At 56.7% G+C, this 24,988-nt stretch carries 16 protein-coding genes; 7 read left to right on the top strand and 9 right to left on the bottom strand.

What is annotated here, in order from left to right:
* Positions 1–148 precede the first annotated feature (148 nt).
* The gene (locus AC07VF_RS14850) at positions 149–1,591 is read right to left on the bottom strand and encodes a mannose-1-phosphate guanylyltransferase/mannose-6-phosphate isomerase (protein ID WP_346627695.1); all 1,443 of its coding nucleotides are present in this window, start codon (positions 1,589–1,591) and stop codon (positions 149–151) included.
* Positions 1,592–2,010: 419 nt separating this feature from the next.
* Between AC07VF_RS14850 and AC07VF_RS14845 the strand changes: the two genes are divergently transcribed.
* Entirely contained in the window at positions 2,011–3,126 is a 1,116-nt protein-coding gene (locus AC07VF_RS14845) for a hypothetical protein (protein WP_346627696.1), read from the top strand.
* Positions 3,127–3,244: 118 nt separating this feature from the next.
* Here AC07VF_RS14845 and AC07VF_RS14840 read toward each other — a convergent pair whose 3' ends face one another.
* The 6 genes from AC07VF_RS14840 to AC07VF_RS14815 all read right to left on the bottom strand — a co-directional run bounded on the left by AC07VF_RS14840 (position 3,245) and on the right by AC07VF_RS14815 (position 14,128).
* Positions 3,245–5,584, bottom strand: coding sequence for a rhamnan synthesis F family protein (locus AC07VF_RS14840; RefSeq protein WP_346627697.1), 2,340 nt, complete (start codon positions 5,582–5,584; stop codon positions 3,245–3,247).
* A 36-nt stretch (positions 5,585–5,620) separates the two neighbouring features.
* Complete coding sequence (locus tag AC07VF_RS14835; RefSeq protein ID WP_346627698.1) at positions 5,621–6,664, bottom strand: HAD family hydrolase; 1,044 nt, start codon at positions 6,662–6,664, stop codon at positions 5,621–5,623.
* A 194-nt stretch (positions 6,665–6,858) separates the two neighbouring features.
* Positions 6,859–9,243, bottom strand: coding sequence for a glycosyltransferase family 2 protein (locus AC07VF_RS14830; RefSeq protein ID WP_495009201.1), 2,385 nt, complete (start codon positions 9,241–9,243; stop codon positions 6,859–6,861).
* Positions 9,244–9,253: 10 nt separating this feature from the next.
* Positions 9,254–11,713 (bottom strand): glycosyltransferase family 2 protein, encoded by a 2,460-nt coding sequence (locus tag AC07VF_RS14825; protein ID WP_495009202.1) that lies wholly within the window; start codon positions 11,711–11,713, stop codon positions 9,254–9,256.
* A 148-nt stretch (positions 11,714–11,861) separates the two neighbouring features.
* On the bottom strand, positions 11,862–13,292 hold the full coding sequence (locus AC07VF_RS14820) for a DUF4214 domain-containing protein (protein WP_346627701.1): 1,431 nt from the start codon (positions 13,290–13,292) through the stop codon (positions 11,862–11,864).
* Positions 13,293–13,309: 17 nt separating this feature from the next.
* Complete coding sequence (locus tag AC07VF_RS14815; protein WP_495009223.1) at positions 13,310–14,128, bottom strand: hypothetical protein; 819 nt, start codon at positions 14,126–14,128, stop codon at positions 13,310–13,312.
* A gap of 970 nt (positions 14,129–15,098) precedes the next feature.
* Between AC07VF_RS14815 and AC07VF_RS14810 the strand changes: the two genes are divergently transcribed.
* From AC07VF_RS14810 to AC07VF_RS14800, 3 genes are read left to right on the top strand one after another with little or no spacing between them, the layout of a single operon-like run.
* Positions 15,099–16,874 (top strand): type I secretion system permease/ATPase, encoded by a 1,776-nt coding sequence (locus AC07VF_RS14810; protein WP_346627703.1) that lies wholly within the window; start codon positions 15,099–15,101, stop codon positions 16,872–16,874.
* A 13-nt stretch (positions 16,875–16,887) separates the two neighbouring features.
* On the top strand, positions 16,888–18,213 hold the full coding sequence (locus AC07VF_RS14805; RefSeq protein WP_346627704.1) for an HlyD family type I secretion periplasmic adaptor subunit: 1,326 nt from the start codon (positions 16,888–16,890) through the stop codon (positions 18,211–18,213).
* Entirely contained in the window at positions 18,210–19,622 is a 1,413-nt protein-coding gene (locus AC07VF_RS14800) for a TolC family outer membrane protein (RefSeq protein WP_346627705.1), read from the top strand. The genes AC07VF_RS14805 and AC07VF_RS14800 overlap by 4 nt, the downstream gene beginning before the upstream one ends.
* A gap of 11 nt (positions 19,623–19,633) precedes the next feature.
* Here AC07VF_RS14800 and AC07VF_RS14795 read toward each other — a convergent pair whose 3' ends face one another.
* Complete coding sequence (locus tag AC07VF_RS14795) at positions 19,634–20,794, bottom strand: glycosyltransferase family 4 protein (protein ID WP_495009203.1); 1,161 nt, start codon at positions 20,792–20,794, stop codon at positions 19,634–19,636.
* Between the two features lie 170 nt (positions 20,795–20,964).
* On the opposite strand from AC07VF_RS14795, the gene lapG reads away from it, so the two are divergent.
* The 3 genes from lapG to AC07VF_RS14780 are packed head-to-tail and all read left to right on the top strand — an operon-like array spanning position 20,965 to position 24,029.
* On the top strand, positions 20,965–21,660 hold the full coding sequence (gene lapG, locus AC07VF_RS14790; RefSeq protein WP_495009204.1) for a cysteine protease LapG: 696 nt from the start codon (positions 20,965–20,967) through the stop codon (positions 21,658–21,660).
* 8 nt (positions 21,661–21,668) lie between these two features.
* Positions 21,669–23,615, top strand: coding sequence for a cyclic di-GMP receptor LapD (lapD, locus tag AC07VF_RS14785; protein ID WP_495009205.1), 1,947 nt, complete (start codon positions 21,669–21,671; stop codon positions 23,613–23,615).
* Positions 23,616–23,648: 33 nt separating this feature from the next.
* Positions 23,649–24,029: a YceK/YidQ family lipoprotein gene (locus AC07VF_RS14780; RefSeq protein WP_495009206.1), complete on the top strand. Its 381-nt coding sequence runs from the start codon at positions 23,649–23,651 to the stop codon at positions 24,027–24,029.
* 557 nt (positions 24,030–24,586) lie between these two features.
* On the opposite strand, the gene AC07VF_RS14775 is transcribed toward AC07VF_RS14780, so the two are convergent.
* The gene (locus AC07VF_RS14775; RefSeq protein WP_346627709.1) at positions 24,587–24,925 is read right to left on the bottom strand and encodes a tryptophan synthase subunit beta; all 339 of its coding nucleotides are present in this window, start codon (positions 24,923–24,925) and stop codon (positions 24,587–24,589) included.
* Between the last annotated feature and the right edge of the window lie 63 nt (positions 24,926–24,988).

Here is a 24,988-nt window from a genome sequence, read left to right as displayed (position 1 = left end):
AGGCAGCTTGCATTGAGCAAAAGGGAGTTGATGATGGTGCGGGATCGAGGGTAGATACGCCCGGATGATCCATGCGCTTTTGCCGGTTGCGGAGACGCTCGAGGCGACCCCGCAACCAGGCCCGCAGACGCGGGCGAAAGGCTACGCTTCAGCTACCGGCCCGACCATAGACGTCTTCAAAGCGCACGATATCGTCCTCGCCCAGATAATCACCGCTCTGGACTTCGATCAGCACCAGATCGATAACGCCTGGATTGCTCAGGCGATGCCGGTGACCGGCGCGGATGAAGGTCGATTCATTGGTGTTGAGCATCAGCTCCTGATCATCGTTGACCACGACCGCCATGCCGCTCACCACAATCCAGTGTTCACTGCGGTGGTGGTGCATCTGCAGGGACAGAGAGGCTTTCGGCTTGACCACGATGCGCTTGATCTTGAAACGCTCACCGTTCTCGAGCGTGGTGTATGTACCCCACGGGCGATGAACCGTCTGGTGCAACTGGTGAAGCGTGTGCCCGGATTTTTTCAACTGAGTGACGATGTGTTTCACGTCCTGAGCATGATCCTTGTGCGCGATCAGCAGCGCGTCTGCGGTATCAATCACAAGCAGATCTTCAACGCCAACCAGCGCGGTGAGACGCTCTTCGCTGTGGACGTAGTTGTTGCGAGCGCCGTGAGAAAGCACTTCACCTTCGCAGCGATTGCCGTGGTCATCCTGAGGGGTCAGTTCGCTCACCGCGTTCCACGAGCCGATATCGCTCCAGCCAATGTCGCATGGGACAGTGGCGACGCGATCAGAGCGTTCCATCAGGGCGTAGTCGATGGAGATATCCGGCACTTTGGCGAACGAGTCAGCGTCCAGTGCCAGGCAGTGGTAGCCCGCCGACTGGGTCAGGCGAGAGCTTGCAATCGACTCGACCGCCGCGTTTAGAACGTCGGGTGCATGTTTGGCGAACTCTTCGAGCACAGTGCCCACTTTGAAGCAGAACATGCCCGAGTTCCAAAAGTAGTTGCCGGCGGCAACGTACGTCTCGGCGGTCTTGAGGTCCGGCTTTTCAACGAAGCGGGAGACCTTCAAGCCGCCTGCCTCGCCTGCGGAGCCACCGGCCTCGATATAGCCGAAGCCTGTCTCAGGATATTGCGGCTGGATGCCAAAAGTGACCAACCAGCCCTTTTCGGAAAGGCGCACCGCATTTTCAACGGCTGCCGCGAACGCGCGCTCATTCTGGATCAGATGATCAGCGGCCAGGACCAGCATGTGGGCGTCAGCGCCATTGAGTTCTTTGATCTGCAGTGCCGCCATCGCAACGGCAGCCGCGGTGTTGCGGCCGAACGGCTCAAGAATGAAAGCTTGAGCCAGCTCCGCCTTGTTAACGGTCCGGTATTCGTCTTCGGTTTTGAAGAGCAGCTCACGGTTGGTGACAGTGAGGATTTGCGAAACGCCTTCCAGTGCCGCGGCCCGGAGGAACGTCTTCTGGATCAAATTCTGGCCGTCGGGAAGCGTCATGAACGGCTTCGGATGGGCCTCGCGGGACACGGGCCACAACCGGCTGCCGACGCCGCCTGACAAAATTACGGGTATTAAATCCATTTCTGGCTATCCTCACTCATACAAAATGCTGTCAGACGGAATATGCCGCTCGGGGAAATCATCCAGCTCTCAGATCCATCATACAAACGCTAACGAGTGAAGAGGGTGCAGGTTGAGGGAAGCCAGGACGAGGTGAAGGAGCGGCTGCGGTCGCAAGATTACCAGAGAACAGGAATCCGCCCAAAGCCAAGGTTATCGTGCAAAGGCGTCTTTTCAGCGTGCGGCCTTGCGGCTAACGATTCCCATGTCCGAATGGGTACTACCGGGGTCGGACGTCCACGGAATCAGCGGGCGATGTAGCACACGACATTCACGTTTGGCCTACAGCTTCACGGATGGACCTGAGTTGTGCTCTACTGGGGCTCGAAGACGACGTCACTGTGTCGTCAGATTTGAATTAGGCGCAGACGGTTCATCTGATGCAATGTCATGAAGAAAGTGTTGTTAAGAACCTAATTGCAGACGAGGTAGGCTTCAGGATAGTTCACTACAGCCACGCGGAAAAGTCGAAGAAACTTATCATCACGTTTGATGCGCACGGGCATGATCTTCGTGACGCTGGGTTTGCTACGGATGTCTGTATTGACGCGGGCTTTGATCATATCTTCGTATCCCATCTTCTGCACAGTCAGTATCAACTTTTAAGCCTTGATGCGTTTAAGGGTTTTGTTGAGCCCTTGCTCGAAGGTTATGAGGTCTATACCTATGGCTCAAGTTTGGGAGGTTATTGCGCAATTTATTATGCTGGTGGGATTGATGCACGAGCAATTGCGCTAAGTCCAAGGAACTCGGCTCATCCATCGATAAATGATGAGTTCTTTGCACATGTTACGTTTGCTCATTCAGATATTGCCGATACAAAGCGATCTAGGTTTACGCCCATTGTGGTCTTCGATCCAATGCAATCCGTAGATCGCGAATTTATTCATCGTTATATCGTGCCGGCTTATCCGGACGTTCGCCTGCAGGAAATGAATTACGCAGGTCACTTGATCGCAGAGGCATTGCTAGAAATCGGCCTGTTGAAAGAGTTTTTTCTCAGCATCGTTAATCACGACGTCTTGATGTCAGTGGACTTTAGTCAATACGAAAGTTCCTACTGGTGTGCAGAAATTGCGTACGAGGAAATAAAATACGAAAACCCCATGCTGGCGGCCTCTTATTTATTGAGGTCGGTTCGCATTAGACATGATCCCGCCCATCTTGACGCGCTTATCAACCTGGTAAGAAAAGAGAGCTTGCCATCTTCATTTTTAAGTGGCGTTCTTGATCCCTATGTAGATGCGATCAGACACAGCGGAATGTTTGATGAGAACTGGTATCTCGCATTTTACGAAGACGTTGCGAGTGACCCGGCTTTTTCACAGGACCCGCTGGCTCACTATCTATTGCATGGCGGATACGAGGGTCGAAATCCTTGCGCGGATTTTAATTCGGCCGCTTATTTAAAAGCTTTCCAAGATGTTCGCGACTCCGGCATAAACCCTCTTCTGCACTACATCCTTTATGGAAAGGCCGAGGACAGAACCTTTTAATCGTTCAGGCTTCGGACCCTCGTCCATAGTAGCGCAAGACTGCCAGCAGCCTGCTAACGTCGACCCGATGGCGAAACCACTCGCTGAAGTGGTTTCGCCTACAATGTCTTCAAGCGTGTTACTCGCCCAAAAACGGAATACGGCCAACACCGCTTACCAAAGCGCCCCACTTATGAATATGTCCCTCATCTAAAGCCGATTCACCACTAAGGACGTCCGCGAATCCTAGCGCTCGCCACTTATCCATAGGATGGAGGATGTGAATAGTTGACAAGCCGAGGTCCCCGGGAATCTGAGAATCCGCGACAACGTTGTCGCCTACATGTACATGGTTAGTGATGCCTTCGTTCTGCAAGTCTGCTTTAATCATGTGCCACATACTGCCGTTATCTTTACGCTTTTGCTCTTCGCTAGAGACCAAGAGTCGATAAGGTGCGGCGATGCCAGCTTTTCGCAACATAAGGCTTACTTGAGCGCCGGTGTAATAAGAGTCCGAGATGACCCAGAGTATATGGCCGGCAGCTCCTAGGCCATTGAAGATATCGACCATCTCGTTTTTGGATTGGATCAAATCCAGGTCGAGTTCAAACTCCCGTCGCATGAGCCTATCGGCGTACGTTTCGTCGATGTCCAGCACTGTGGCGATTTCAGAGTAAATTCCGCTGATTTTTACGTCGCCTTGAAAACTCATTCTCTGACGCAGCGTAAATTCCGCCTTATTTCTCAGAGCGACAAACTCGTGAGCGCTGCTGACCAGGCCTGCCTGCGTAAGTTCTTTTCCAAGCTTTAACTTGGCATGGTCGGACACGGTGTACTTCCGTCTCATTAATGTGTCGAATGCATCGAAGCTGATGTGACTATATGTCTTGAGGTCATTCTGTACGGACTGCAGTGCATTGTGGTAATTCATCGTAATGAATGACTGGTCTGTGGTGAACGTGTCCGAGGCAGGGTAGTAAAATAACTGTCGCTGACCGTTTGCCTCGACAAGCGTCCCTATGACGCGTTCAAGCGCGTGCAGAGATGAGCCATCGTTGGGTAATGGTTCCGCTGGGAAGTCATCGTAAGTCAGACTAAGGTCGAGCAATTTACGGACGGAGTTAGGCCTTGCCCAGAACATCCCTCCAGCTGGATAGGCTAGAAAATCGCTGGTTTTAGTGTTGATTTCAAACTTTTCAAGCCACTCCCTCATGAATCCTTTGTTCATCGTTACATGGTTGACCCAAGATGGCATCATCCAGAACGTAGTCGGGTAGTAAAGTCCTATGCTACTGTCTTCCGCGAATGTATTTAACAGCCTGGTAGTGACAGATGTGTCGCGGAGCAGGTACTCGGTTAAGTACTCCGCCCACTGGTTCTGCTCACGGCCTGAGTACAAGGATTTCTTCGAGTGTAGATGGCAGAAAAGATCGTAGTTTGCTAACTGGTCTCCATACTCGACGAGCAACGGGCCAAAATTTCTTCCTCTATTCGGCACGGGCCGTATCTTCAAATCCTTAACAGCGGGATGAGAGGAAAATTGCTTTTTGACAGCGGCCTCAAAGCTAGCGCTTGATACCGTTACCAGCACATCTACCGGCATTGGGAAGTTGTCGAGGGCTCGGGCGAATCGCTCAATGTAATCCTCATAGAAAATATGAAGGCAGATTGCAATTTTCAGCTTTTTCGCTTTTCCCGTTAGCTGTGTCGTACATTCCACAGTACTCCCAGGTTGCCATTTTATGTGTGCGGGCTGATATTCCCTGCCTTCAGCTTCTCCACACAGCAGATAATGAGTCAAAGGACTCATCTGAGCATGGTAGACGTCTGAGTACATCCGATGATAAGTTTCATTGTTGAAGCTGGGTGACGGATTGACCGGAGAAAATCTAGACTTGTGCAGGTAATCTTTAAACGCTGAAAGTGGCGTGAGGAAATGAGCGCCGTACATTTCCCTGTACCACTCGAAATTGAAAAGCCCTGTCTGTTGAGCCTGTTCGAGCAGGTGAGCATCGTCGAGATCGCACGCATCTGGAAGTGTGGCGAACTCAGGCGTGGACACCGGCCGCTTTATACTCGTGGGTTTTGTTTGGCCATAGTTCAGGGTGAAGTGCTTGAGCGGATTGATCTTGTCAAATTGCACTTCTGGATGAAGTCTGCGGTAGTCCGTGAGGTTGAAGTTCTCGCTAGTGCTGCGATCTTCAAGATGGCCGAATATAATAAAATGCAAAAAGGGGTGTACGTTCAGTTTCTGAACGTCTTCATTGTTTTTCAGGTAATAATCTGTATCGAAGCAGGGGTGAGGATTGAATCCGATTTTCCAGCCTTCTTTGAGATAGTGCGCTATTGGATCGCTGTGTTTTTTGGCGGCGCCATTCAGCTGGGATCTATAGAATATTTTGTCGAATGCACCGCAGGCGTTAATGATTGCTGTCAGGGTCTTGAGTTTCTTTTCTTGGAGCTTATGTTTGGTTTTCATATTGAGTATTCGCTGGATGCCGGTGAGTTCAGAAATCTATAGCCCGAAAAGCAACATAGGATTTATCTCGCCACCACCGGAAAAGTCATCATCAATGCTGAACAAATGCCTGACGGCCCTTGGTATCGCGCTGGGCGGTGTGGCAAAAGCAGCGTACATAGACTCAATTTCCTCAATCGAATATTCAACGTTAAATCTTAGACTCTCCTCAACCCCTTTTATGGCGCCTTCCAGCACAGCGTCCAAATCTTGGTAAAAGCGTTGGGGGGCCGCAGTTCTGCCATAAAAGAAGTCGATATCGCCGTCCGTTCTGATACGTAGGTCCACTACGCTTCCGTGCGGCGCAGTCATCAGGCTTTCCAGCAGTAAGGATTTCTCCAGCATCACATAGCCTTCCTGCCATTTGGTGTTCTCTCTGAACACCCCAGACATGGAGGCAATGTGCTCTTCGACTTTCGTGTCGCCCGCGTCCGTGGCAATAAAATATAAACCCGAGGTGTCCCTTCCGATCATCTCTGTGAGGATTTTTTGTATGGTTCCTGCATAACCGAGGTCAAGCATAAGCGGCTTGGGACCGTCGATAAGGCCGACGTTGACCAAGTAGCCTTCCAGCGCAAGTCTGGTGGGGGCGACCACTTCAGCGAGCCTTAGGCTGTGTGGATTCAGCCAGCTTTTGACCTTTTCAGCATCTTCGGGCAATTTCAGGTCGAAACCGAGCAATTCTGCCGGCAGCGCGCTGTAGGCTTCATAAAGCTTGAGCCCGAAGCGTTTAATCATTAAATCCAGAACGGTGCCTTCAAATTTATTTGTCAGCCCTAACTTCCATCCCAGTTCACCGCCAAGCTGGCTGCGAAATAGCACGGTTCTTGATACCTTCAGATACAACGGTTCGTGCTGCAGATCCATCAGGTCACAGTCTTGGAGATGTTTGATCAGCTTGTAAAAAACCCAGCCCTCTCTTGCAAGGCACACCACTTTATGATCATTGGATCTGTCAATCAGTCGTCGAGTGTAGTGATTGAGCATCGGTGATAAAAAACTGTAGCCAAACTCGTATAGCGCTTGATAGGAACTTCTCATATTTTCGCTATTGCTCTGCCATGAACGCTTGATTGATAGACGCCAGCGTATCCGCTGGCTTTGGCTGCACGAAGCGGTTCTAGCGTGACCGGTGTGACAAGCGGCTGGGCTGCAGCGCTATCAACATCCGGTCTACCGTCCCACCACTGTAAGCATTTTTGTGACCCATTCATAAAAACGGAAATCATCCTCTGTTAGCCGGTTCGCGTAGCGACATGTTTGGGAGGCAAAGCCAAACCCCCATAGCATCCGCTCAAGTAGTCATTACTCAAACCTGGGTGATAATGCGGATCAACCTGCCCATCAAGTGACCACCGCTCAATAAACCCCTGCTGCTCCCGGTGCGCCCGCGCTCGCTTTTCGGCGCTGATGTCCTTCCCGCGGCTCGCCGATTCAGCATGAATTAACTTGGCAAAAGCAGTCCAGATCAGGTTCCGTCCGGTTGCCTGAACGCGAAGGCAAAAGTCGACATCGTTGAAGGCAACGGGAAACGCCTCTTCGTCCAGCCCACCGATTTCATCAAAAACAGCTCTGTGCACCAACAGGCAAGCTGCGGTCACTGCGCTCTGCCGACGGGTGATCTGGTTCGTCGCGAGATAGCCCGCATCCTGTTCTTCCAGGTTGTTGCCTGTGTGTGCTGCCAAACCGTTAATGCCCACCACAACGCCGCCGTGCTGCACCATGCGGTTGGGCCATAGAAGTTTGGCACCCACGGCGCCCACCTTTTCACGCAACAGCTGGCTGAGCATTTCCTTCAACCAGCCGGGTTCTATGATTTCGATGTCGTTGTTAACCAGACCAATGATGTCTCCCGTCGAGTGTTCGACTGCCCGGTTGTTGATCGTCGAGTAGTTGAACGGAAACGGATGCGGCAGCACTTGCACGCCACGCTTCGGCAGCTCACTCAGATAGGCGAGTGTCTCCGGATCGCTTGACTGGTTGTCGACCACGATGATTTCGAGGTCGGGGTAATCCGTATCATTCAGCAGGCCTTCAATGCACCTCCTCAACAGACCGACCTGATCCCGAGTCGGGACGATCAGGCTGACGCGGGGGAGGGTGGACGGAAGGGGCCAGTGTGCACGCAGCAAGGCTGGAAACCGAGGAACTGCGCTCACCGTTGACCCTGGCGTCAACGCGTCGCAAAGCCAGGCAATGGCGTGCTGACGAGCATCTGACGGCGAAGCCTGTTCCGGGCTCGCTGGCGCCAGGTGATCCCGGTGATAAACCACGTGGGGCAAATGGACAACACGAGCGTTCAGTTTCTCTGTGGCGAGCGCGACGCCGGCGATCAGTTGATCCCAACTGAGCGAATGCAGCGCGTTGGCGGCTGCATGGAGTGATATCGCTTCGTTGATGATTCCGGCGCTGAAGATCGCCCCTGGCGTGAAAATGTCTGCGCCGATGAAAAGATCGATGTCCCACACGGGCTTCAGCCACGGAAGGGCGCGTTCACCCTGCGGCCCATCGCGGTCGCAGTCACCATAACCCCACGCAGCTCCGTCACTAAGCAATTGGCTCAAGTGATCCAGCGCGAAACTGGCCAAGTGATCGCCAGCCTTGATCGGGACAATGGCTTCGCAACCGGTCTCAAGCAGTTCTTTCAACGCAGACAGCACGTCAGCACTTTGCGTCTCTACGGTATGGAAAGGCTGTAAACCACGGACGTTTCGGCTCGTCCCGATTGACCCGCCGAGATCGGCCTCACCCTCCGCTATCAGCAGCAGACCGACCTTGGTGCTCGTCGTGTCACCTGCCGGGGAAACGTCGCGCTGGAATGCCTCGAACCACTGAGGGTAGTGGTGAAAGCCTGCACTTTTCGGCAGGCGCATTCCATGATCTTTGGCGACCTCGCTGAGCAACGCCAAGGTCTTTTTATCCGGACTTTGTTGCTCGTGATTCCTGAGCAGGCCTTCAAGACCCTCCGGCCAGCAGCACAGGTGTATCGGGCTACCGGATAGCGGGTGGCCGAGGTCGTTTTCGATGTGAACCACGTGGGGCTTGCCGTCGGCCAGTTCCCATGGGAGATCAAGGGTAAAACCGTGGTTGCTGGTGGCCCGGTAAACCAGTGCCTGGTGGTGTTCCTCGCAAGAAATCTGCGCCAGCACCCGATCGTTCTCGCGGGCAATCACCTGAACGTGACGTTGTGGTGCGTCAGGATCCCAGGCCCAGCCACCCAGGCGCAGACCACCGCTGTGCCAGACTTGAGTGGCTACAGGCAACGGCGCTTTATTGGGTGTAGCAGGCAGAGTTATCTCACCCGCCAGGCTGTGATCGGTGTTGGCGACACGGGCGCTGATGTGCCGCGCTTCGTCCAGCCATCTCTGCCTGAGCTGCACGGTGAACCCGTGAAAATCATCCCCGGCATTTGCATCGGGGTAAAACTGATCGGCGCGGGCGAGTGCGACGCAGGCGCCGTCGACAAGAATCTCCACGACCAGCGTCTGTTCCGGCCGCGTGCTGTCCAGCGCCCAGCCTTGAAGCACGTCGCCATACAGCCCGACGATTGCGCCTTGGATCGGGGCGTCAATCTGCGTTGGATCGTTGAGCGCGAGGGTGGTTAAAACTTCAAGAGACATCAGACTCGGCTCAGGTAAGGGGTAAAAGGGCTAGGGGCAATGCACCTGCTTCCACGGCGAGCGCGCTCGGGGCCGCGTAAAGCCCGATCCCAAGCGAGTCAGCGAGATCAGGGGCGGTCCAGTCGGCGCCAGGGTTTGTGTCCAGGCTGAGCACACCTTCGCAACCTGCCAGCAGCGCGCAGTCTTCGAGTGTCAGGCCGAACAGCAGGGGCAGTGCATGAACCACGCCAGAGGTCAGCAGCGCTTTACGCCAGGGGCTGTCGACGTGGGTCAGCAATTTGATCGGGAGCTGGTCGCGCCGGATGCGTTTGGCGAGTGCCAGCCACTCATTGCCGATGTCTTGATCATGCAGCGCATCGCCAATCAGTAAGCATGAAGGGCGTGATGCATGGACGCGTTGAACGTGTCGCCTGGATTCAACAGCCAGTTTGGCAGCAGGGAACGCGTTGGCGTAATGCGGCTGCATTGCCTGCCACGGCAGATGAATGCTGTTTGCCTGAACCGCAAATGTGGCCCAACTCTCGACGCCTGCCTGGCGCAACAGTGCGTCATCGCGGCAGACAACCCGGTACGGTTTGTCGAGCCGGGCAGGCAAGGTGCACAGCCACTCGGGTCCGCCCGCGAGGTTCTGAAAGACCAATTCATCTACTGCAAACCTGGCCAGATCGTTGAACAGTTGCTCGGTTTGTGCGGGCAGTTCGTATTCAAGGCTGAATAGCAGCGGCTTCACTTGGGCTTGCAGCGTCACTATCGTGCGCGAGTTCTGGTAGCGCCAAGTCATGCTAAGCGGGGCGTCGAATGCGCCCGCTTTCCCTATGTGCAGTTGCTTGAGTCCAGGCTCGGGCCAGCTGCGCAGAGGGCTTTCCGCTATCTGCGCCGCCACGTCTTCGAGACGCGTGCGCTGCAGCGCCTGGCGGGCAGGCTTGATGGGATCACGCAGGCAAAAATCGTCAAACCGCGCAGAGGCGTCCGGGTAGCGTCGCCTGAGGATCGCGTTGTTGTGTGCGACGCGCAGGGTTTTCTCTTCACCGAAGGAGATTCCACCCTGATGCGCGACAAACACGGAGGGCGCGCCCATGTGGCGCCAGCCCAGAGCCCGTGCACGCATGCACCAGTCGGTTTCTTCTCCGTAACCCCGTGACAGTCCCACTTCATCGAGATAACCGACTTCGTCGATGGCTTCGCGCTTGATATACAGACAAAAGCCGCATCCGGTCTCGATTTCCATCGCAGGGCTATTGGCGAGCCGAGCCAAATCATCTAGCCGGCTCTGTTCCAACGCACTGGGCATAGGGTGGCTGAAGCGACTTTCGGGAAAGCTCATCAGCTCGCCGTTGTTGGTAAACGGCGTCACTGAGGCAATAGATGCATCGCTGTAGGCGACGTCACGCAAGCGATCAAGCCAGTTGCCGTGCACCCGCGTGTCGGCATTCAGCCAGACGACGTCCTGCCTGGGGCTGAGGGCCATCGCACGGTTCATGCTGCGAATGAAGCCCAGATTCACCGGATTGTGAATGAGGGTTATTTTGCCTTTGCCTGCCAGGACCTTGAGCGCCTTGCGCAGCGCCGCCACTGGCGTCATGTCTTCGATCACCACAAGACGATGAGGCGTACGGTTCGACTTGCGGGCGTCGATTGCGCTTTGAATGCACGCCAGCGTTTCTTCCAGTCCGTCAAACACAGGAATCAGCACATCCACTGGCTGCTTCTCGCCCACAGTGGCTGAGGCCGTTGGCGGGCTGAAAGCGGGCATCGCATACACCGGACTGCCTTGCAGCGCTTCGCCTGTCGCGAAGCGGACATTTACGGCAGCTGTAGCGTTCGGCACTTTGATACGCACGCCGCCATGGGCTATTGGCAGACCGGCGGCAGCGAGAACAGCACTGGGCGAGTTGGCGACCATCTCAATCTGATGCCCGTTCGCCTCCAGCAGGAGCTGAACTGGATTTTGCAGGTCATGCAGATTGACCGCCCAACCCTGGATTTCCTGCTGGTCAGGCAGGTAACTCACCACCCCGACGCAGCCCGCCTGCTCTTTCTGAGCCGCCAACAGTTTAAGTACGAAAGACAGTTCAGCTGGCGCGGTGATGTCAGGCAATTGCGCGAGTATCAGGCGCCTGAGCTGCTCAGGGGGTTCACTTTGACTGCGTGACTGCCAGAGCATCATTCGCAGCGCAGATTCATCAGGGAGTTTTTGCCAGGCACCGCTTATAAAGCGGCTGGCCAGGGCAGGTTGCCCTTGCGCCAGAATGCTGCGCCCGACCAACGCCTGAACATCCGCGCGCAAGGGAAAGGCGTGGGCGGCGTTGTTTAAAAAAACAAATGCAAGCTTGGGATCCAGGGGCAGCGCTTCTATACCTTTCCAGATGCAAGCCTCTGGGTAGTATTCGGGCGTCTGCAATGCGCGCTCAAGTGCTGAAGCGGCAAGCCCACCTTCACCGGTTTGCCGGTGACGATGAAAAATGTCCATGAGCGTTTCTTGCTCACGGTCAGGTTGTCTGGACATAAGCTGGCGGGATCACTAAAAAAATAAAAGAGGGGCGACCCGAAAGTCGCCCCTTTTTTTGCACACTACCCGGCCTCGCGGCCGGGAGTATCCATCGCTACTACAGGGCTAGTTAGACTGCGCCGTGCAGTACAACAACGTTGTCGTTGTGTGCGATTGCTTCTGCGGAACCAACGATGCCGATAGCGACGTCAGCGTGAGTGCCGCCGTTAGCCAGTACTTCGGTCCAAGTGGCTTTGCCACCTTCATCAGCTGCGCGACCGGTAGCGGTCTGATACAGCGAGTCGATGAAGTTGCTGTCGACTTTAGCGGTTGCCTCGGCCGAACCAACAATTGCAGCAGCTACGTCGCCACGGCTGGTGCCGTTGAACAGCTGGGATACCCAGTTATCCAGACCGCCGTCGTCAACAGCGCGACCCAGCACGTTGGTGTACAGGTCACGAACGAAGGTGCCGTTCGACTGGTCGAGCGCTTGAGCTTCAGTGGAGCCAGCGATACCCGCGGCTACGTCTGCCAGGCTGCCGCCATTGGCAATGAGGGCTTCCCACGAGTCCGAACCACCAGCGTCAGCACCGCGACCCAACAACGTGGTGTACAGGTTGTTGATCTGAGCTTCAGTCGCCACGCCACCAAACTCAGCAGAGTTCAGGAACTGGTTAGCGATATCAGTCAGCGACGTACCCGCGTCAACCTGGTTGATGAAGTGTTGAGTGCCGCCCAGATCAGCGTCACGACCCAGGATGCCTTCGTACAGACGCAGAGCAGAAGCTTCAGCGTCGCTTGAAGCGAGTGCAATGGTGCTGCCGTCGGCGAAGCTCAGGAACTCGGCATCAGTGATTGCTGCGGTCTGGCCAACGCCAACTGCGGCAGAGGTCAGGGTCACATTGTTGCTGTTGCCAGCAGTAACGGTGTAGTCAGCAGACGAACCGTCCAGTTGAACAACGTCGTAACCGCCGCCAGCGTTGACGATGTCAGCGTGAGCAATGCCGCTCAAGATGATGGTGTCGTTACCGGTACCGGTGGTGATGGTGTTGTTGCCAGCACCAGCCACAACGGTGTTGTTGCCGTTGCCAGTGGTGATGGTGTCGTTACCATTGCCGCCGTCGATGTAGGTGTTCTGATCGCCTTTGACGTTGATGATGTCATCGCCATTGCCGGTGGTAACGGCCAGTGCGATGGTGGTATCAGCGGCAACAAAGGCGCGAGCCAGGGATGCAGTCTCGGCAACGGCTGGGGCATCGATGGTCACGGACAGGTTGGCGTCGCTCTGGAACACGAACGCTTTGGCCGAGCTCAACGAAGCTGGGACGTCCAGAACAACCAGGTCACCCTGGGCGCCTGCGATATTGGCTACTACAACGTCTGCAGTCTGACCAGCTGGTACCTGAGGAGCGTTAACGCCGTCCCACGTGCCAACGTTGACAGTCTGAGCAGTGTCCAGGCTCAGCAAGCTGCTGATGGTGGCCGCTGTTGTATCGGAGAACGCTGGAGCGTCCAGGAATGCTTGAATATTTGCAGCTGAAACCGGGCTGTCGTATTGCATGGGGAAGTCCTGTTACTTCAAGCCATCTGGCTTGTATTACTAAGTTTCTGCGTCAATGCAGAGTTTTCCCACGGAGACTTATAGCGGGCAGCGTTCATCTTCGTCACGGGTGTAATGCAGACGTGCAGCGCCACCAAGGGCTCGGTGCCGGTGGGGCCATGCATCATCTGATTGGGCACAATGGATCGCGGCGCAGAGCCGGTAAACACAATGTGGCCAGATAATTCGTATAGATGTCGGTTCGGGCCTACGAGGCTGAAGCCTGCTGACACCAACGGGAGACGCTTGCCACGGGTACCGGTGAAGGTCCCCGCAGGCACGTTTGAACTCGGGCCGGAGCCTGCCACTGTAGAGGTGTAAACCAGGTCGACACCCACGGGCTTGTCATTCCAGATGACTTCGAAGCCTTCGAGGCGCTTTTTGCTGTCATGCATCCCGGCCCAGCCTTCGTGCGACTTTACATCGCCGATACCTTGCAGGTGGGCGATCAATGTCAAAGAAGCAGGTGCAGTATTCGATATGATGGCGGGACTGGGTTCAGCAGCGCTGATCACGCTGTAGTCGCGCATGATGGCGGGGGACGTGTCGATACGGTCGATGCGCAGATCAATGGGATCAATGCTTTCATCGAACATGTGATATTCGGTAATCAGGACTGTCGCGATGCCGCCCTTGACCCGGGCCACAATGGTGTCGCCCAGCTTGGCCAGCATATTCTTGCTGATGCCTTCAGCCGGGAAGAAATCGATGGCGCCTTTGCCAAGCGGAGCTTGCTGCAACGCAATGCAGACGGGCTTGTCTGCGGAGGACTGTGAGGCGTAACGAAAGATATACATTCCCGGTTCTAGCAATGTGACGCGGGAACTAATCTTCAAGCCATCTAATGTTTGCGACTGCACTCAATAAGTTTCCTTCTTATCCCGAGCCCACAGCCGTTGATAGCAACAATATTGGTCCATCAACGCTGCAATCGTATTGCCTAACTTAGTGGCGCACTGGTGGCATCTGCCGAGGGCCGAGGTTAATCGATCCCTCAGAAATGTCAATTCGGAATGTAGGAATCTTCCGGATTGCCAGTGCGAAACGAGTGCGGAACATAGTGATCCGGATTCACCCGTTTGTGGGAACCGTTGGTCCGATGCGTCCAGGTAGAGTGTGTCGGCAGGGCTCTCATTATCTTGAGAGCAACGGCTGCCGGGGCATGGCGCTTGAAGCGCGTCGCGAGAGCAGCCGCGGGAAGCAACAGCGGGCCGTCGCGTAGCAATTTTACGGAGGCGTCAGAGCGCGCGTCTGGAAGTATGAAAAATTTCGACCGCTCTAGCGCGCGCATTTGAGCGATGTGACGGTCAGGGTGGTGAATTCTTCGGGGTTATGTTGCACGCTGTGTATGGGCATGACTGGGGCGCCCGCTCAACTCCTCGCTCCTGGCGAACCTGCAACGGTAGTTCCAGCGCTTTGCCCGATTCGTTCTCGCCGGCTTTGCGACCGTTGATGCTGCATGCAAATCGAGGAGTGGCCAGTGCGGGGTAAATCGAGCAACGGTAGTGGCGGGATGTGAGCAATGCCTGCAACATTGCCCCCTCATATTCATGCCATGTCATCCGGTTGAGTATCGAATCTTTGAACTTTTTGAATTGTACGTACCGCTCTGGAGCTACTGAAATTGTCCAGTATTGAAACATTAAGAAAACTTAATCTGAAACGACCACCCTTGCAGCAGTTGATGGCCTTTTAATGCTGTCTGTCTGATCTGCCGCTGGTACACTCTCCGGCTATGCAGCCTTTTTCTCATCAGTAATGGATTCTATGAGTCGTTCACACGAAAACAACCTGCAAGCAGCGCTCAAGGCTTGTCGCGGAAGCTTCCTCTCCGTCGGGTTCTTCAGTTTTTTCGTCAATACGTTAATGCTGGTTCCTACCTTCTACATGATTCAGATTTCAGGTCGGGTGGTGCCCAGCAGCAGCACCTCCACCCTGATCATGCTTACCCTGATTCTTACCATCCTGATGATCACGATGGGCTCCCTCGAATGGGTGAGGTCGCGCATCATGGTGCGCATCAGTAATCGGCTGGACGTCCTGCTCAGTCGCGACGTGTATCGCGCGAGTTTCAAGAAGGCGTTGAACAGCGGTGGTATGGACGCTTCGGCGCAGTCGCTCAATGACCTGACCTCGTTACGCCAATTTCTCACCGGTAACGGGCTGTTTGCATTCTTCGATGCGCCGTGGCTCCCGGCGTACACCGCTGTGATGTTTATGTTTCACCCCTGGTTTGGATGGATGACGGTCATAGCTGCTGTGGTGCTGGTGGTATTGGCTTACCTCAATCACCGCTACACCGGCAAGGCGCTGACAGAGGCCAACAAGCAAAGTCTTACCGCCAATCTGCACACCACCAAAAGCCTGCGCAATGCTGAAGTGATCGAATCCATGGGCATGCTCGACACGCTGATGGGCAAGTGGGCGGTCAGGCAGCGACGCGTCCTGGTGCTGCAGTCCGATGCCAGCGACAAAAGCGGCGTCATCACGTCCATTTCCAAGACGTTCCGCAACTGGGCGCAGTCGATGATGCTGGCGGCCGGCGCGTACCTGGTGATCACTCACGAAATTAACCCTGGCTTGATGATGGCCGGTTCCCTCTTGCTGGGCCGCGCACTTGCACCTATCGATCTGATGATCGGCAGCTGGAAGGGCTTTGTCGCCGCCCGCGTGCAGTACCAGCGCTTGAACGACACGCTGGACAAACTTAACGCCGAACCGGAGCGCATGTCTCTGCCGGACCCGGAAGGCCATCTTCAGGTCGAAAACCTGGTTGTGGCGCCACCTGGTGCGAAAGCGGCGGTCATCAGAAACATCAGTTTCGTGACGCCCGCCGGCAGCATCGTCGGGATTGTCGGGCCAAGCGCGGCAGGCAAGTCGACGCTGGCCCGTGCGTTGCTCGGCATCTGGCCGCCGCAGCACGGCGTGGTCAGGCTCGACGGCGCCGACATCAGTACGTGGGACAAGCAAAAGCTGGGTCCGCATCTGGGTTACCTCCCGCAGGACATCGAGCTGTTCGAAGGCAGCATCAGCGATAACATCGCTCGCTTCACCAAGGTCGATCCCGAGAAAACCGTGTTGGCGGCACGCATTGCCGGCGTCCATGAAATGATCCTGCAATTGCCGGACGGCTACGACACGGTGATCGGCAGCGAAGGCGTCAACCTGTCCGGCGGCCAGCGGCAGCGCATTGGTCTGGCGCGTGCGGTATATGGCAACCCTCGGTTGATCGTGCTGGATGAGCCCAACTCCAACCTCGATGAGGTCGGTGAGCGTGCATTGGGCGTGGCACTGCAGAAGATGAAAGAGACAGGGGCGACGGTTTTCATTATTTCGCACCGTCCCAATGTCCTTTCACGCCTGGACCGGATCATGGTCCTGAACAGCGGCGCGATGACGATGTATGGCCCGCGTGATCAAGTGATCGCCGAACTGGCTCAGCAACAGGCCAAAGCTCAAGCCCAGACGCAGGGTCAAACCCCGCCTCGTGTTGCTCCAGCTCCAGCTCCAGCTGCGACCGGCGCAATTCAGCCCAGCGCCTGAAAGGAATTCTTGAATGACCAGTAACGCGATTACCGTGCTCGACGAGCCGTCTGATGATATGCCGACTTCTGACCGCGGCATCCGCCGGGTCGGGATGACGATTGTTCTGGTGACCTTCGGCTTGTTCGGCACCTGGGCAGCTTTTGCTCCGCTGGGCAACGCGGTCTACGGCACCGGCGTTGTCACCGTACAGAGCTACCGCAAAACCGTTCAGCATCTGGAAGGCGGGATCGTAAAAGAACTGCGCGCTCGTGACGGCGACACGGTGCACAAGGGCGATCCGTTGATCATCCTTGACGACGGGCAGCTCAGTTCAGAGTACGAATCCACCCGCAACCAGCTCATCACCGCGCGCGCCAAAGAGGCGCGTCTTCGTGCCGAACGTGACAACCTGCCCGCTATCCCGGCATTGAAAATTGACGGTGTCGAAAGCGATCGTGCCCGCGAGGCCATCGACGGTGAGGCCCAGGTTTTCCGGTCGCGGCACGACGCGCGGTTGGGTGAAATCTCGGTGCAGCAAGAGCGCATCGGCCAGTTGAAGCAGCAAATCATTGGCCTCAACGACATGATCGGTACCAAGGTCAATCTCGAGAAATCCTACACCCGCGAGATTACCGAGCTTAAGGATCTGCTGCGCCAGGGTTTCGTCGATAACCAGCGTCTGCTGGAGCAAGAGCGCAAGCTGGACATGCTCAAGTCCGAGGTCGCCGACCACCAGTCGACCATCACCAAGACGCGCCTGCAGATCAACGAAACCGAAATGCAGATTGTCCAGACCAACCAGAAATTCAGCTCCGATGTCGCCAAGGACTTGAGTGACGTGCAGGCGCAGGTCTTCGACTTGCAGGAGAAGGCGAGCGCGCTCAAGGACAGGCTGTCGCGCATCGTGATCCGCGCGCCGGAAGACGGCATGGTGCTGGACATGAAAGTGCACACCATCGGCGGTGTTGTCAGCGCGGGAACACCGTTGCTGGACATCGTGCCGGAATCGTCGGACCTGGTAGTCGAAGCGCACGTCTCGACGAATGACATCGACCGCATCACCCTTGGCAAACTCACCGACGTCCGCTTCAGCGCGTTCAACGCTGCCACTACGCCGGTCATTCAGGGGGAGGTCACGCGAATCTCGGCGGACCGTCTTACCGACGAGAAAACCGGAGAGGGCTATTACCTTGTGCGGGTGAAAATCACCGATGAAGGTCTGAAGCGTCTGGGTGATCGCAAGCTGCAGCCGGGTATGCCAGCGGAAGTGCTGATCAATGCCGGCGAACGCACGATGCTGCAATACCTGCTCAAGCCTGCGCGCAACATGTTCGCCAAGTCGATGATCGAGGAATGACAGTGGTACGTTTTCTTCCCGGTTTGCTGTTTGGTTTGTTTGCACTTAACGCCAATGCGGCGCAGCCCGCAGCCCCGCAACAGGTCAGCGCTTCAACCTATTCCCTTGATCTGATGACGCTGTACAAAGAGTCACGGCTTGAAGACCCGCGCATTCTGTCGGCCTATGCCCACGCGCGCTCTGCCGAACAGCAGGAGCGCGAAGCGTTTGGCGGGTTGTTGCCCCAGGTGTCGGTGGACAGCAACTTCAACAGGATCTTGCGCAAAGACGCTGAGTCGCGGGAAATCTATGACAACAAAAGCTATGGGCTGAACCTCAGCCAGTTCATCTACAACAAGGAAGCGTGGGAGCGTTATCAGAAGGCCAAGAGCGTCACATTGCAGAAGGCGTCGCAGTCCGAGGACTCGCAGGCCGAAGCAACGGTGGATCTGGCCAAGCGATACTTCGCGGCGCTCGCTGCCGATGATGCGCTGGAGCTGGTCTCGGCCGAGCGCCGCGCCACCCAGGGCAGCCTTGATCGCGTCAATGCGATGTACGCCAAGCAGATGGCCAAGATCACCGACATGCTGGATCTCAAGGCACGGGTCGACTCATTGCTGGCCCAGGAAATTGAAGCGCGCAATCAGGTGCGTCTGTCGCGGGAAGGGTTGTCGGAAATTGTCGGTCGCCCGATCAACGAGCGCTTGAGCCGGATCCGGAACGACATCGCGCTGCAGGCACCTACGCTGCCGCTCGATGCCTGGATCGCCCAGGCGCTCGACAGCAATCCCCGCCTGAAAGCCTATGAAAGCAACCTGGCGGCGGCCGATGCAGCGGTTCGTGAGGGGAAGGGCGGTCACTACCCTTCTCTGAGTCTAAACTTGGGCGCTCAACAGAGTGACGTCGGTTACGACAACACGCTGACCCCTCGAAGCGACAGCTATGTCGCAACCATTGGCCTGAAAGTGCCGATCTACAGCGGCGGCTCGACCTCAGCACGAGTGCGTGGGCTGTATGACGAGCAATATGCGGCCGAGCAGGATCTTGAAGGGGTTCGCCGGCAAGTGGTGAAGGAAACCACTAACGCCTATCTCACTGCTCAATCTGCCGTAGACAAGATCCGCGCGGGGCAAAACGCATTGTCCTCGGCCAAACAGTCGAGCATCGCGGCGCAGAAGGCGTTTACCTATGGTGTGGTTAACGCCGTCGACGTGCTGACCGCTGTGCAGAACGAATTCAAGGCGCGCAGCGATCTGCTGAAATCGCAGTACGACTTCATCACCAATCTGTTCATCTTGAATCGCTGGGCCGGCAAGCTGTCGCAAGAGAGTGTTGCCAGCGTGAACGTTTGGCTGGGCGGCGATGATTCGGAAGCGCTAAAGGACTTGAATAATTCAGCCCCCAGTAACACCAAAGTAACCCCTAAGTAGCCTGCAGCGACTTACGCCTTGGGGGGTGCCGCCAACACTTTGCGGTACACCGCCAGCGTCTGCCGCGCGCATTCCTGCCAAGTGAACTGACGGGCGCGTTCCAGCCCTATTTCAACCCGTTCGGTCCTGAGTGCTTCGTTACTCAACACGTCGAGCATCGCAGCTGAAATACTTGAAGCGTCCAGCGGGTCGACCGCCCAGGCGGCATTGCCGGTCACTTCCGGCAGGGACGTGGTGTTCGACGCAATGACCGGGCACTGTGCCGCAAATGCTTCGATGACCGGCAAGCCAAACCCTTCATACAAAGACGCAAACACCATGGCGCTCGCGCTTTGCAGCAGCGCCATGACTTCGTCTTGGGGCAAATAGCACAGCCATTTGCCCTCGCCGTGCTCCTCCAGCTTTTTCAGTTGGGGGATGAGGTCCTCGCTTGCCCAACCTTCGCGGCCAACAACGACAAGCGGGTGATCTTTTCGCACCGAAGCCGGCAAGGCTTGAAACGCTTCCAGCACGCGGTGAAGATTTTTGCGCGGTTGCAGCGTCCCGACAAAAAGGAAAAAGCCCGGCTTGAGGCCGTGTTTGCTGATGACCGATTCTTTACGGGGCCCGGAAATACGCTCGAAATAAACAGGGTTCACCCCAAGTGGGGTAACGCTGATCTTGGCGGGAGGAATGCCCAGCAGACGTATCAGATCCTGTCTGCTGTGTTCTGAAATAGTGATCACGTGGTCGGCCTTGCTGACGCTTCTCGCAAAGAGAGCGCTCTTCAGGCCTCTGAAGCTTTTCCTCATCCACTCGGGATGGATAAGCGGTATGGCGTCCATGACCGTTGCCACCACGGGAAGGCCTGCAATATTCGGAATCTGGTGATCGGTGGCATGCAGCAGAGACACGTCGTTTCGAATGGCGGCTGAGTTGGGTAAGGAAAGATTGAACAGCCCGCTGAGAAGAGCGTGAAGTTTGAATCGTTCAGCTAGTACTTCAGGCGTACCGCATTCCAGGGTCGGGAGCTGACGTCCAAATGCGTAGGGCTTGAAGTTAATTCCGCCGGCTTCGGTCAGTTTGAGATCGTCCATGGCCTGCCAGAGTGAGCGGGTGTAAACGCCTATTCCGTCCAGATGTCCCGTGCGCTCACCCTCAGCCCAAACACTGCAGCTCAAACCAATATCCATACGCGCTTCCAAACCATCCCAGCCAGTCATGAAATCAAGGGGCGCGAGCCTATCATGAGTCGCGTTTGCGGGCATTTGCTTCTGCGCATGATCTCACCGCGCCATTGCGTTTCCTCCCTCAACCCCTCACCATCGCTTTCCGTTATCCATGGCCTGATGGACTAGACAAATTGGCGACACGCCCGGCTCAAAAGCGCCCTGGATTATGGATGCTTCTGGCGCTTGCACTGACGTGCACGGCGTGTGTCGGCTATCTGAGCGCGGATTGGGATTTCTCCCTGATCAGCCGCCGCGCCGAAGCGCTGTACGGACCGTTGGGCGCGGGCAAGCAGCGCATCGATGCCTGGCAGAACTTGCTGGCGACCGAGAAGCAGGTCAGCGAAATGGAAAAGCTCAAGGTCGTGAACCTGTTCTTCAACAAGCAGATGCGCTACGCCGAGGACATCGACCTGTGGCATGAAGTCGATTACTGGGCGACGCCGATCGAGTCGCTGATCAAGGGCGCGGGGGATTGTGAGGATTATGCGATCGCCAAGTATTTCAGCCTGCGCCGCTTGGGCGTGCCCAGCGAGAAGCTGCTGATCACCTACGTCAAGGCGCTGCGCCTGAACCGCGCGCACATGGTGCTGACCTATTACTCGAGCCCGAACGCGATGCCGCTGGTGCTCGACAGCCTGATCGACGACATCAAACCCGCCAGCGAACGCACGGACCTGTTGCCGGTGTACGCCTTCAACGCTGAAGGACTGTGGCTGCCGGGTGCGCAGGGCAACAAGAAAGTGAGCGACACCAAACGTCTGTCCCGGTGGCAGGACGTGCTGAAAAAGATGACCGCAGAAGGCTTCCCCACCGAGCCCGAGAATTAGGAGTACTGATGTCTCTGTTCAAACAACTGTTGATCGCGATCTGTCTGTTCATGGTGGTTGCCTTTGCGGGAAGTTTTGTCGTCAGCCTGGAAAGCTCCCGGGCGCAGTACGTCAATCAGCTTCGCTCCCACGCCCAGGACGCTGCGACGTCGCTGGCGCTGTCGCTGACGTCCAATATCGACGACCCGGCGATGGTCGAACTGATGGTGGCGTCGATCTTCGACAGCGGTTACTACGCGAGCATCCGGGTGGTGGATCTGGCGAGTGGCGACGCGATCGTCGAGCGCAGTGCGACCCCGGACAATCAGGGTGTGCCGCAGTGGTTCATCAACGCCATCGGGCTTGAGCCGGCGGGCGGCGAGGCGATTGTCAGCCGCGGCTGGCAGCAGACGGCGCGGGTCGAGGTGGTCAGCCATCCGATGTTCGCGCTCGCGAAGTTGTGGCAGAGCGCGCTGGGCAGCCTCGGCTGGTTGCTGGTGTGTGGCGTGGTCAGTGCGATTCTGGGCGCGATGTTGTTGCGCCGGCAGCTCAAGCCGCTGGATTACATGGTCGCGCAGTCCCAGGCCATTGGTCGTCGCGAGTTCCTCGTTCTGCCCGAACTGCCGCGCACGCCGGAGCTGCGCCGGGTGGTGCAGGCGATGAACCAGATGGTCGAGAAACTCAAGGCGCTGTTTCAGGAAAGCACCGAGCGCAGCGAGAAGCTGCGCATCGAGTCGTATCAGGACAGCCTGACCGGGCTGTCCAACCGCCGTTATTTCGACATGCAGCTCAACGCCCACGTCAGCCATCTGGAAGACGGCCGTGCGGGGTATCTGATGATGTTGCGCGTCAACGACCTGGCCGGCTTGAACCAGCGTCTGGGCGGCAAGCGCACCGATGCCTTGCTGGTGGCGGTGGCGGAGCAGTTGGTGCGTCACTGTGAGAAGTACCCTGAAACCCGCAACCTCATCAGCCGCAGCCGTGGCGGGGAGTTCGCGGTGCTGGCGCCGGGCATGGTTCACGATGAAGCCGTGCAGTGGGTGCAGAATCTTGAGGCGGCGCTGCAAAGTCTGGAAGCCACCGGCGCCTCCGATGTCTCGCCTGTCGCGCACATGGGGCTCGCACCGTACAGCCCGGGCGATGCGTCGCTGACCTTGCTGGCGTTGGCGGATCAGGCGCTGTCCCAGGCCGAAAGCGGCGGCGAGCAGTCGTGGTATTGCATCGAGCGTGGGGCGATTGGCGATCTGGGTGAAGATCAGCATGCGTGGCACAGGACGCTGGACCATGCCCTTGAGCACGGGCGTTTTCAGCTGTTCTTTCAGCCGGTGGTCGAGTCTTGTGATGGGGCGAAAGTGCTGCATTACAAAGTGCTGTCACGGCTGGTCGATGCTGACGGCGAGACCATTCCGGCCGGGCGCTTTCTGCCGTGGCTGGAACGCTTCGGCTGGTCGAGCCGGCTGGATTTGCTGATGTTGCAGCAGGTGCTGGCGCATCTGGGCACGCACAATGAGCGACTGGCGCTGAACTTGTCGGCGGCCACGCTTAACGATCCGTCAGCGCTGAATGAGGTATTCAACGCCCTGCGCCAGCACCCGAAACTCGGCGCACGCCTGACCTTCGAGATCGGCGAGGAACAGGTGCCCGAGCAGGCGGTGCTGGAGAAGTTGACCCGCCGTCTGCAGGAAGCCGGCTATTCCCTGGCGCTGCAACGCTTCGGCGGACGTTTCAGCATGATCGGCAACCTGGCGCATCTGGGGCTGGCCTATTTGAAGATCGATGGCAGCTACATCCGCACCATCGATCAGGAAAGCCACAAGCGCTTGTTTATCGAAGCGGTCCAGCGCGCGGCACACAGTATCGACCTGCCGCTGATTGCCGAGCGGGTTGAGACCGAAGGCGAACACCGGGTGATCCTGGAAATGGGCATCGAAGGGGTGCAAGGGCGGCTGTTCGGTGACCCTGCGCCGTGGAGGTAGCTGACTGAGGAATGCGCCGGCCGGTGAGACGTAATGAAGCTGGCCGGCGCACTCCTGATCTTTTCGCATCAATCAAACAATGGAAGCGCCTGTATGAAGCTATGGACGACAGCATTAATTGTGGCAACCCTTTCAGGTTGCGGCACGATCAAGACCCTCAACGACGAAAAAGGGGCCGCGGATACACTGGCGCGCCACAGCTCCAATTGCCAGTCCATCCCCCGTGCCTACAGCGGTGCGGTTTACCAGTTCTGCACCTTGAACGCCCCGCCGGTTTCCGGCCCACACTGGTCTGCGCCCACCATTGCACTGGACATGGCCCTTTCTGCGGTCGCCGATACCGTGCTGCTGCCCTACACCGGGTACCAGCAATACCAGCAGGGCGATATCAAGGTCCGACGGAAACAGTACTGATCAGTCGGCGCCGTCACCTGGGGTTGAAAGCTTCGTGAGCAAGCTCACTCCCACAAGTGCACCGTTTGCCGCGGAGTAGCAGCGCATCTGAAAGATGGGCTCTGCTCAATCATGACCACTAGAGATGTATCAGTCGCCGCAAATTCTGTGGGAGCGAGCTTGCTCGCGAAGGCGCCGGTACATCCGCCAAATCTACAGCGGCTGAAACACCGTCTTCGTGAGCAAGGTGGAGCGCCACCTCGGTCACTCCCACAAGTGCATCTTTTGCCGCGGAGTAGCAGCGCATCTGAAAGATGGGCTCTGCTCAATCATGACCACCAGAGATGTATCAGTCGTCGCAGATCCTGTGGGAGCAAGCTTGCTCGCGAAGAGGTCAATACATCCGCCAAATCTTCAGCGGCTGAAATGCCGTCTTCGTGAGCAAGGTGGAGCGCCACCCCGGTCACTCCCACATGTGCACCATTTGCTGGGGGATAGCAGGCTGTCAGAAACAAGCATCGGGGTTTGCCGCGCGACAGCGCGCCGTTGCCAAACGGTGCGTGCGAGAAAGAGAGGCCTCAGATCAGCCGTTGTTCATCATCATTGATCAGGTCACTCAGGCCGCCCAGTGTTTCCCGGGCCTGGGTTCGATCCATCAATTTCGCCTGTGCGGCGGCGGGGAGGTCGGTGATGTTGAGGATGCCTTTGCTGGTCAGGACCTGAATCAAGTCGTCCAGTACCCGGATCATGTCCATGTCGCTGGACTTGAGCTGGATCAGGCTTTTCTCGACCACTTCGTTGGCAAACCAGGCTTGCACCTGATGGTCATCGGGCGGCAGTTGCTCGCTCGCTTCGGCGAACGGCGTTGCTTCCACGCGAACTAGCGTTCCATCGGCATCGCGCTGAACGTAAAACATGGCTCATTCCTCAGGGAGTAACGGTGCTGGCAACCGTCAGGGACGGCTGCCAGCACAGTACAA

Source organism: Pseudomonas sp. GW821-FHT02H06 (assembly GCF_059421525.1).
The sequence above is the reverse complement of the archived record's forward strand: the minus strand, read 5'-3'. Positions and strand labels throughout refer to the sequence as shown.

What these genes read in the sequence shown, in the direction of transcription:
- AC07VF_RS14850 (WP_346627695.1), bottom strand. Translation starts at nt 1,591, where the DNA reads ATGGATTTAATACCCGTAATTTTGTCAGGCGGCGTCGGCAGCCGGTTG.
- AC07VF_RS14845 (WP_346627696.1), top strand. Translation starts at nt 2,011, where the DNA reads ATGCAATGTCATGAAGAAAGTGTTGTTAAGAACCTAATTGCAGACGAG.
- AC07VF_RS14840 (WP_346627697.1), bottom strand. Translation starts at nt 5,584, where the DNA reads ATGAAAACCAAACATAAGCTCCAAGAAAAGAAACTCAAGACCCTGACA.
- AC07VF_RS14835 (WP_346627698.1), bottom strand. Translation starts at nt 6,664, where the DNA reads ATGAGAAGTTCCTATCAAGCGCTATACGAGTTTGGCTACAGTTTTTTA.
- AC07VF_RS14830 (WP_495009201.1), bottom strand. Translation starts at nt 9,243, where the DNA reads ATGTCTCTTGAAGTTTTAACCACCCTCGCGCTCAACGATCCAACGCAG.
- AC07VF_RS14825 (WP_495009202.1), bottom strand. Translation starts at nt 11,713, where the DNA reads ATGGACATTTTTCATCGTCACCGGCAAACCGGTGAAGGTGGGCTTGCC.
- AC07VF_RS14820 (WP_346627701.1), bottom strand. Translation starts at nt 13,292, where the DNA reads ATGCAATACGACAGCCCGGTTTCAGCTGCAAATATTCAAGCATTCCTG.
- AC07VF_RS14815 (WP_495009223.1), bottom strand. Translation starts at nt 14,128, where the DNA reads ATGTATATCTTTCGTTACGCCTCACAGTCCTCCGCAGACAAGCCCGTC.
- AC07VF_RS14810 (WP_346627703.1), top strand. Translation starts at nt 15,099, where the DNA reads ATGAGTCGTTCACACGAAAACAACCTGCAAGCAGCGCTCAAGGCTTGT.
- AC07VF_RS14805 (WP_346627704.1), top strand. Translation starts at nt 16,888, where the DNA reads ATGACCAGTAACGCGATTACCGTGCTCGACGAGCCGTCTGATGATATG.
- AC07VF_RS14800 (WP_346627705.1), top strand. Translation starts at nt 18,210, where the DNA reads ATGACAGTGGTACGTTTTCTTCCCGGTTTGCTGTTTGGTTTGTTTGCA.
- AC07VF_RS14795 (WP_495009203.1), bottom strand. Translation starts at nt 20,794, where the DNA reads ATGGATATTGGTTTGAGCTGCAGTGTTTGGGCTGAGGGTGAGCGCACG.
- lapD (WP_495009205.1), top strand. Translation starts at nt 21,669, where the DNA reads ATGTCTCTGTTCAAACAACTGTTGATCGCGATCTGTCTGTTCATGGTG.
- AC07VF_RS14780 (WP_495009206.1), top strand. Translation starts at nt 23,649, where the DNA reads ATGAAGCTGGCCGGCGCACTCCTGATCTTTTCGCATCAATCAAACAAT.
- AC07VF_RS14775 (WP_346627709.1), bottom strand. Translation starts at nt 24,925, where the DNA reads ATGTTTTACGTTCAGCGCGATGCCGATGGAACGCTAGTTCGCGTGGAA.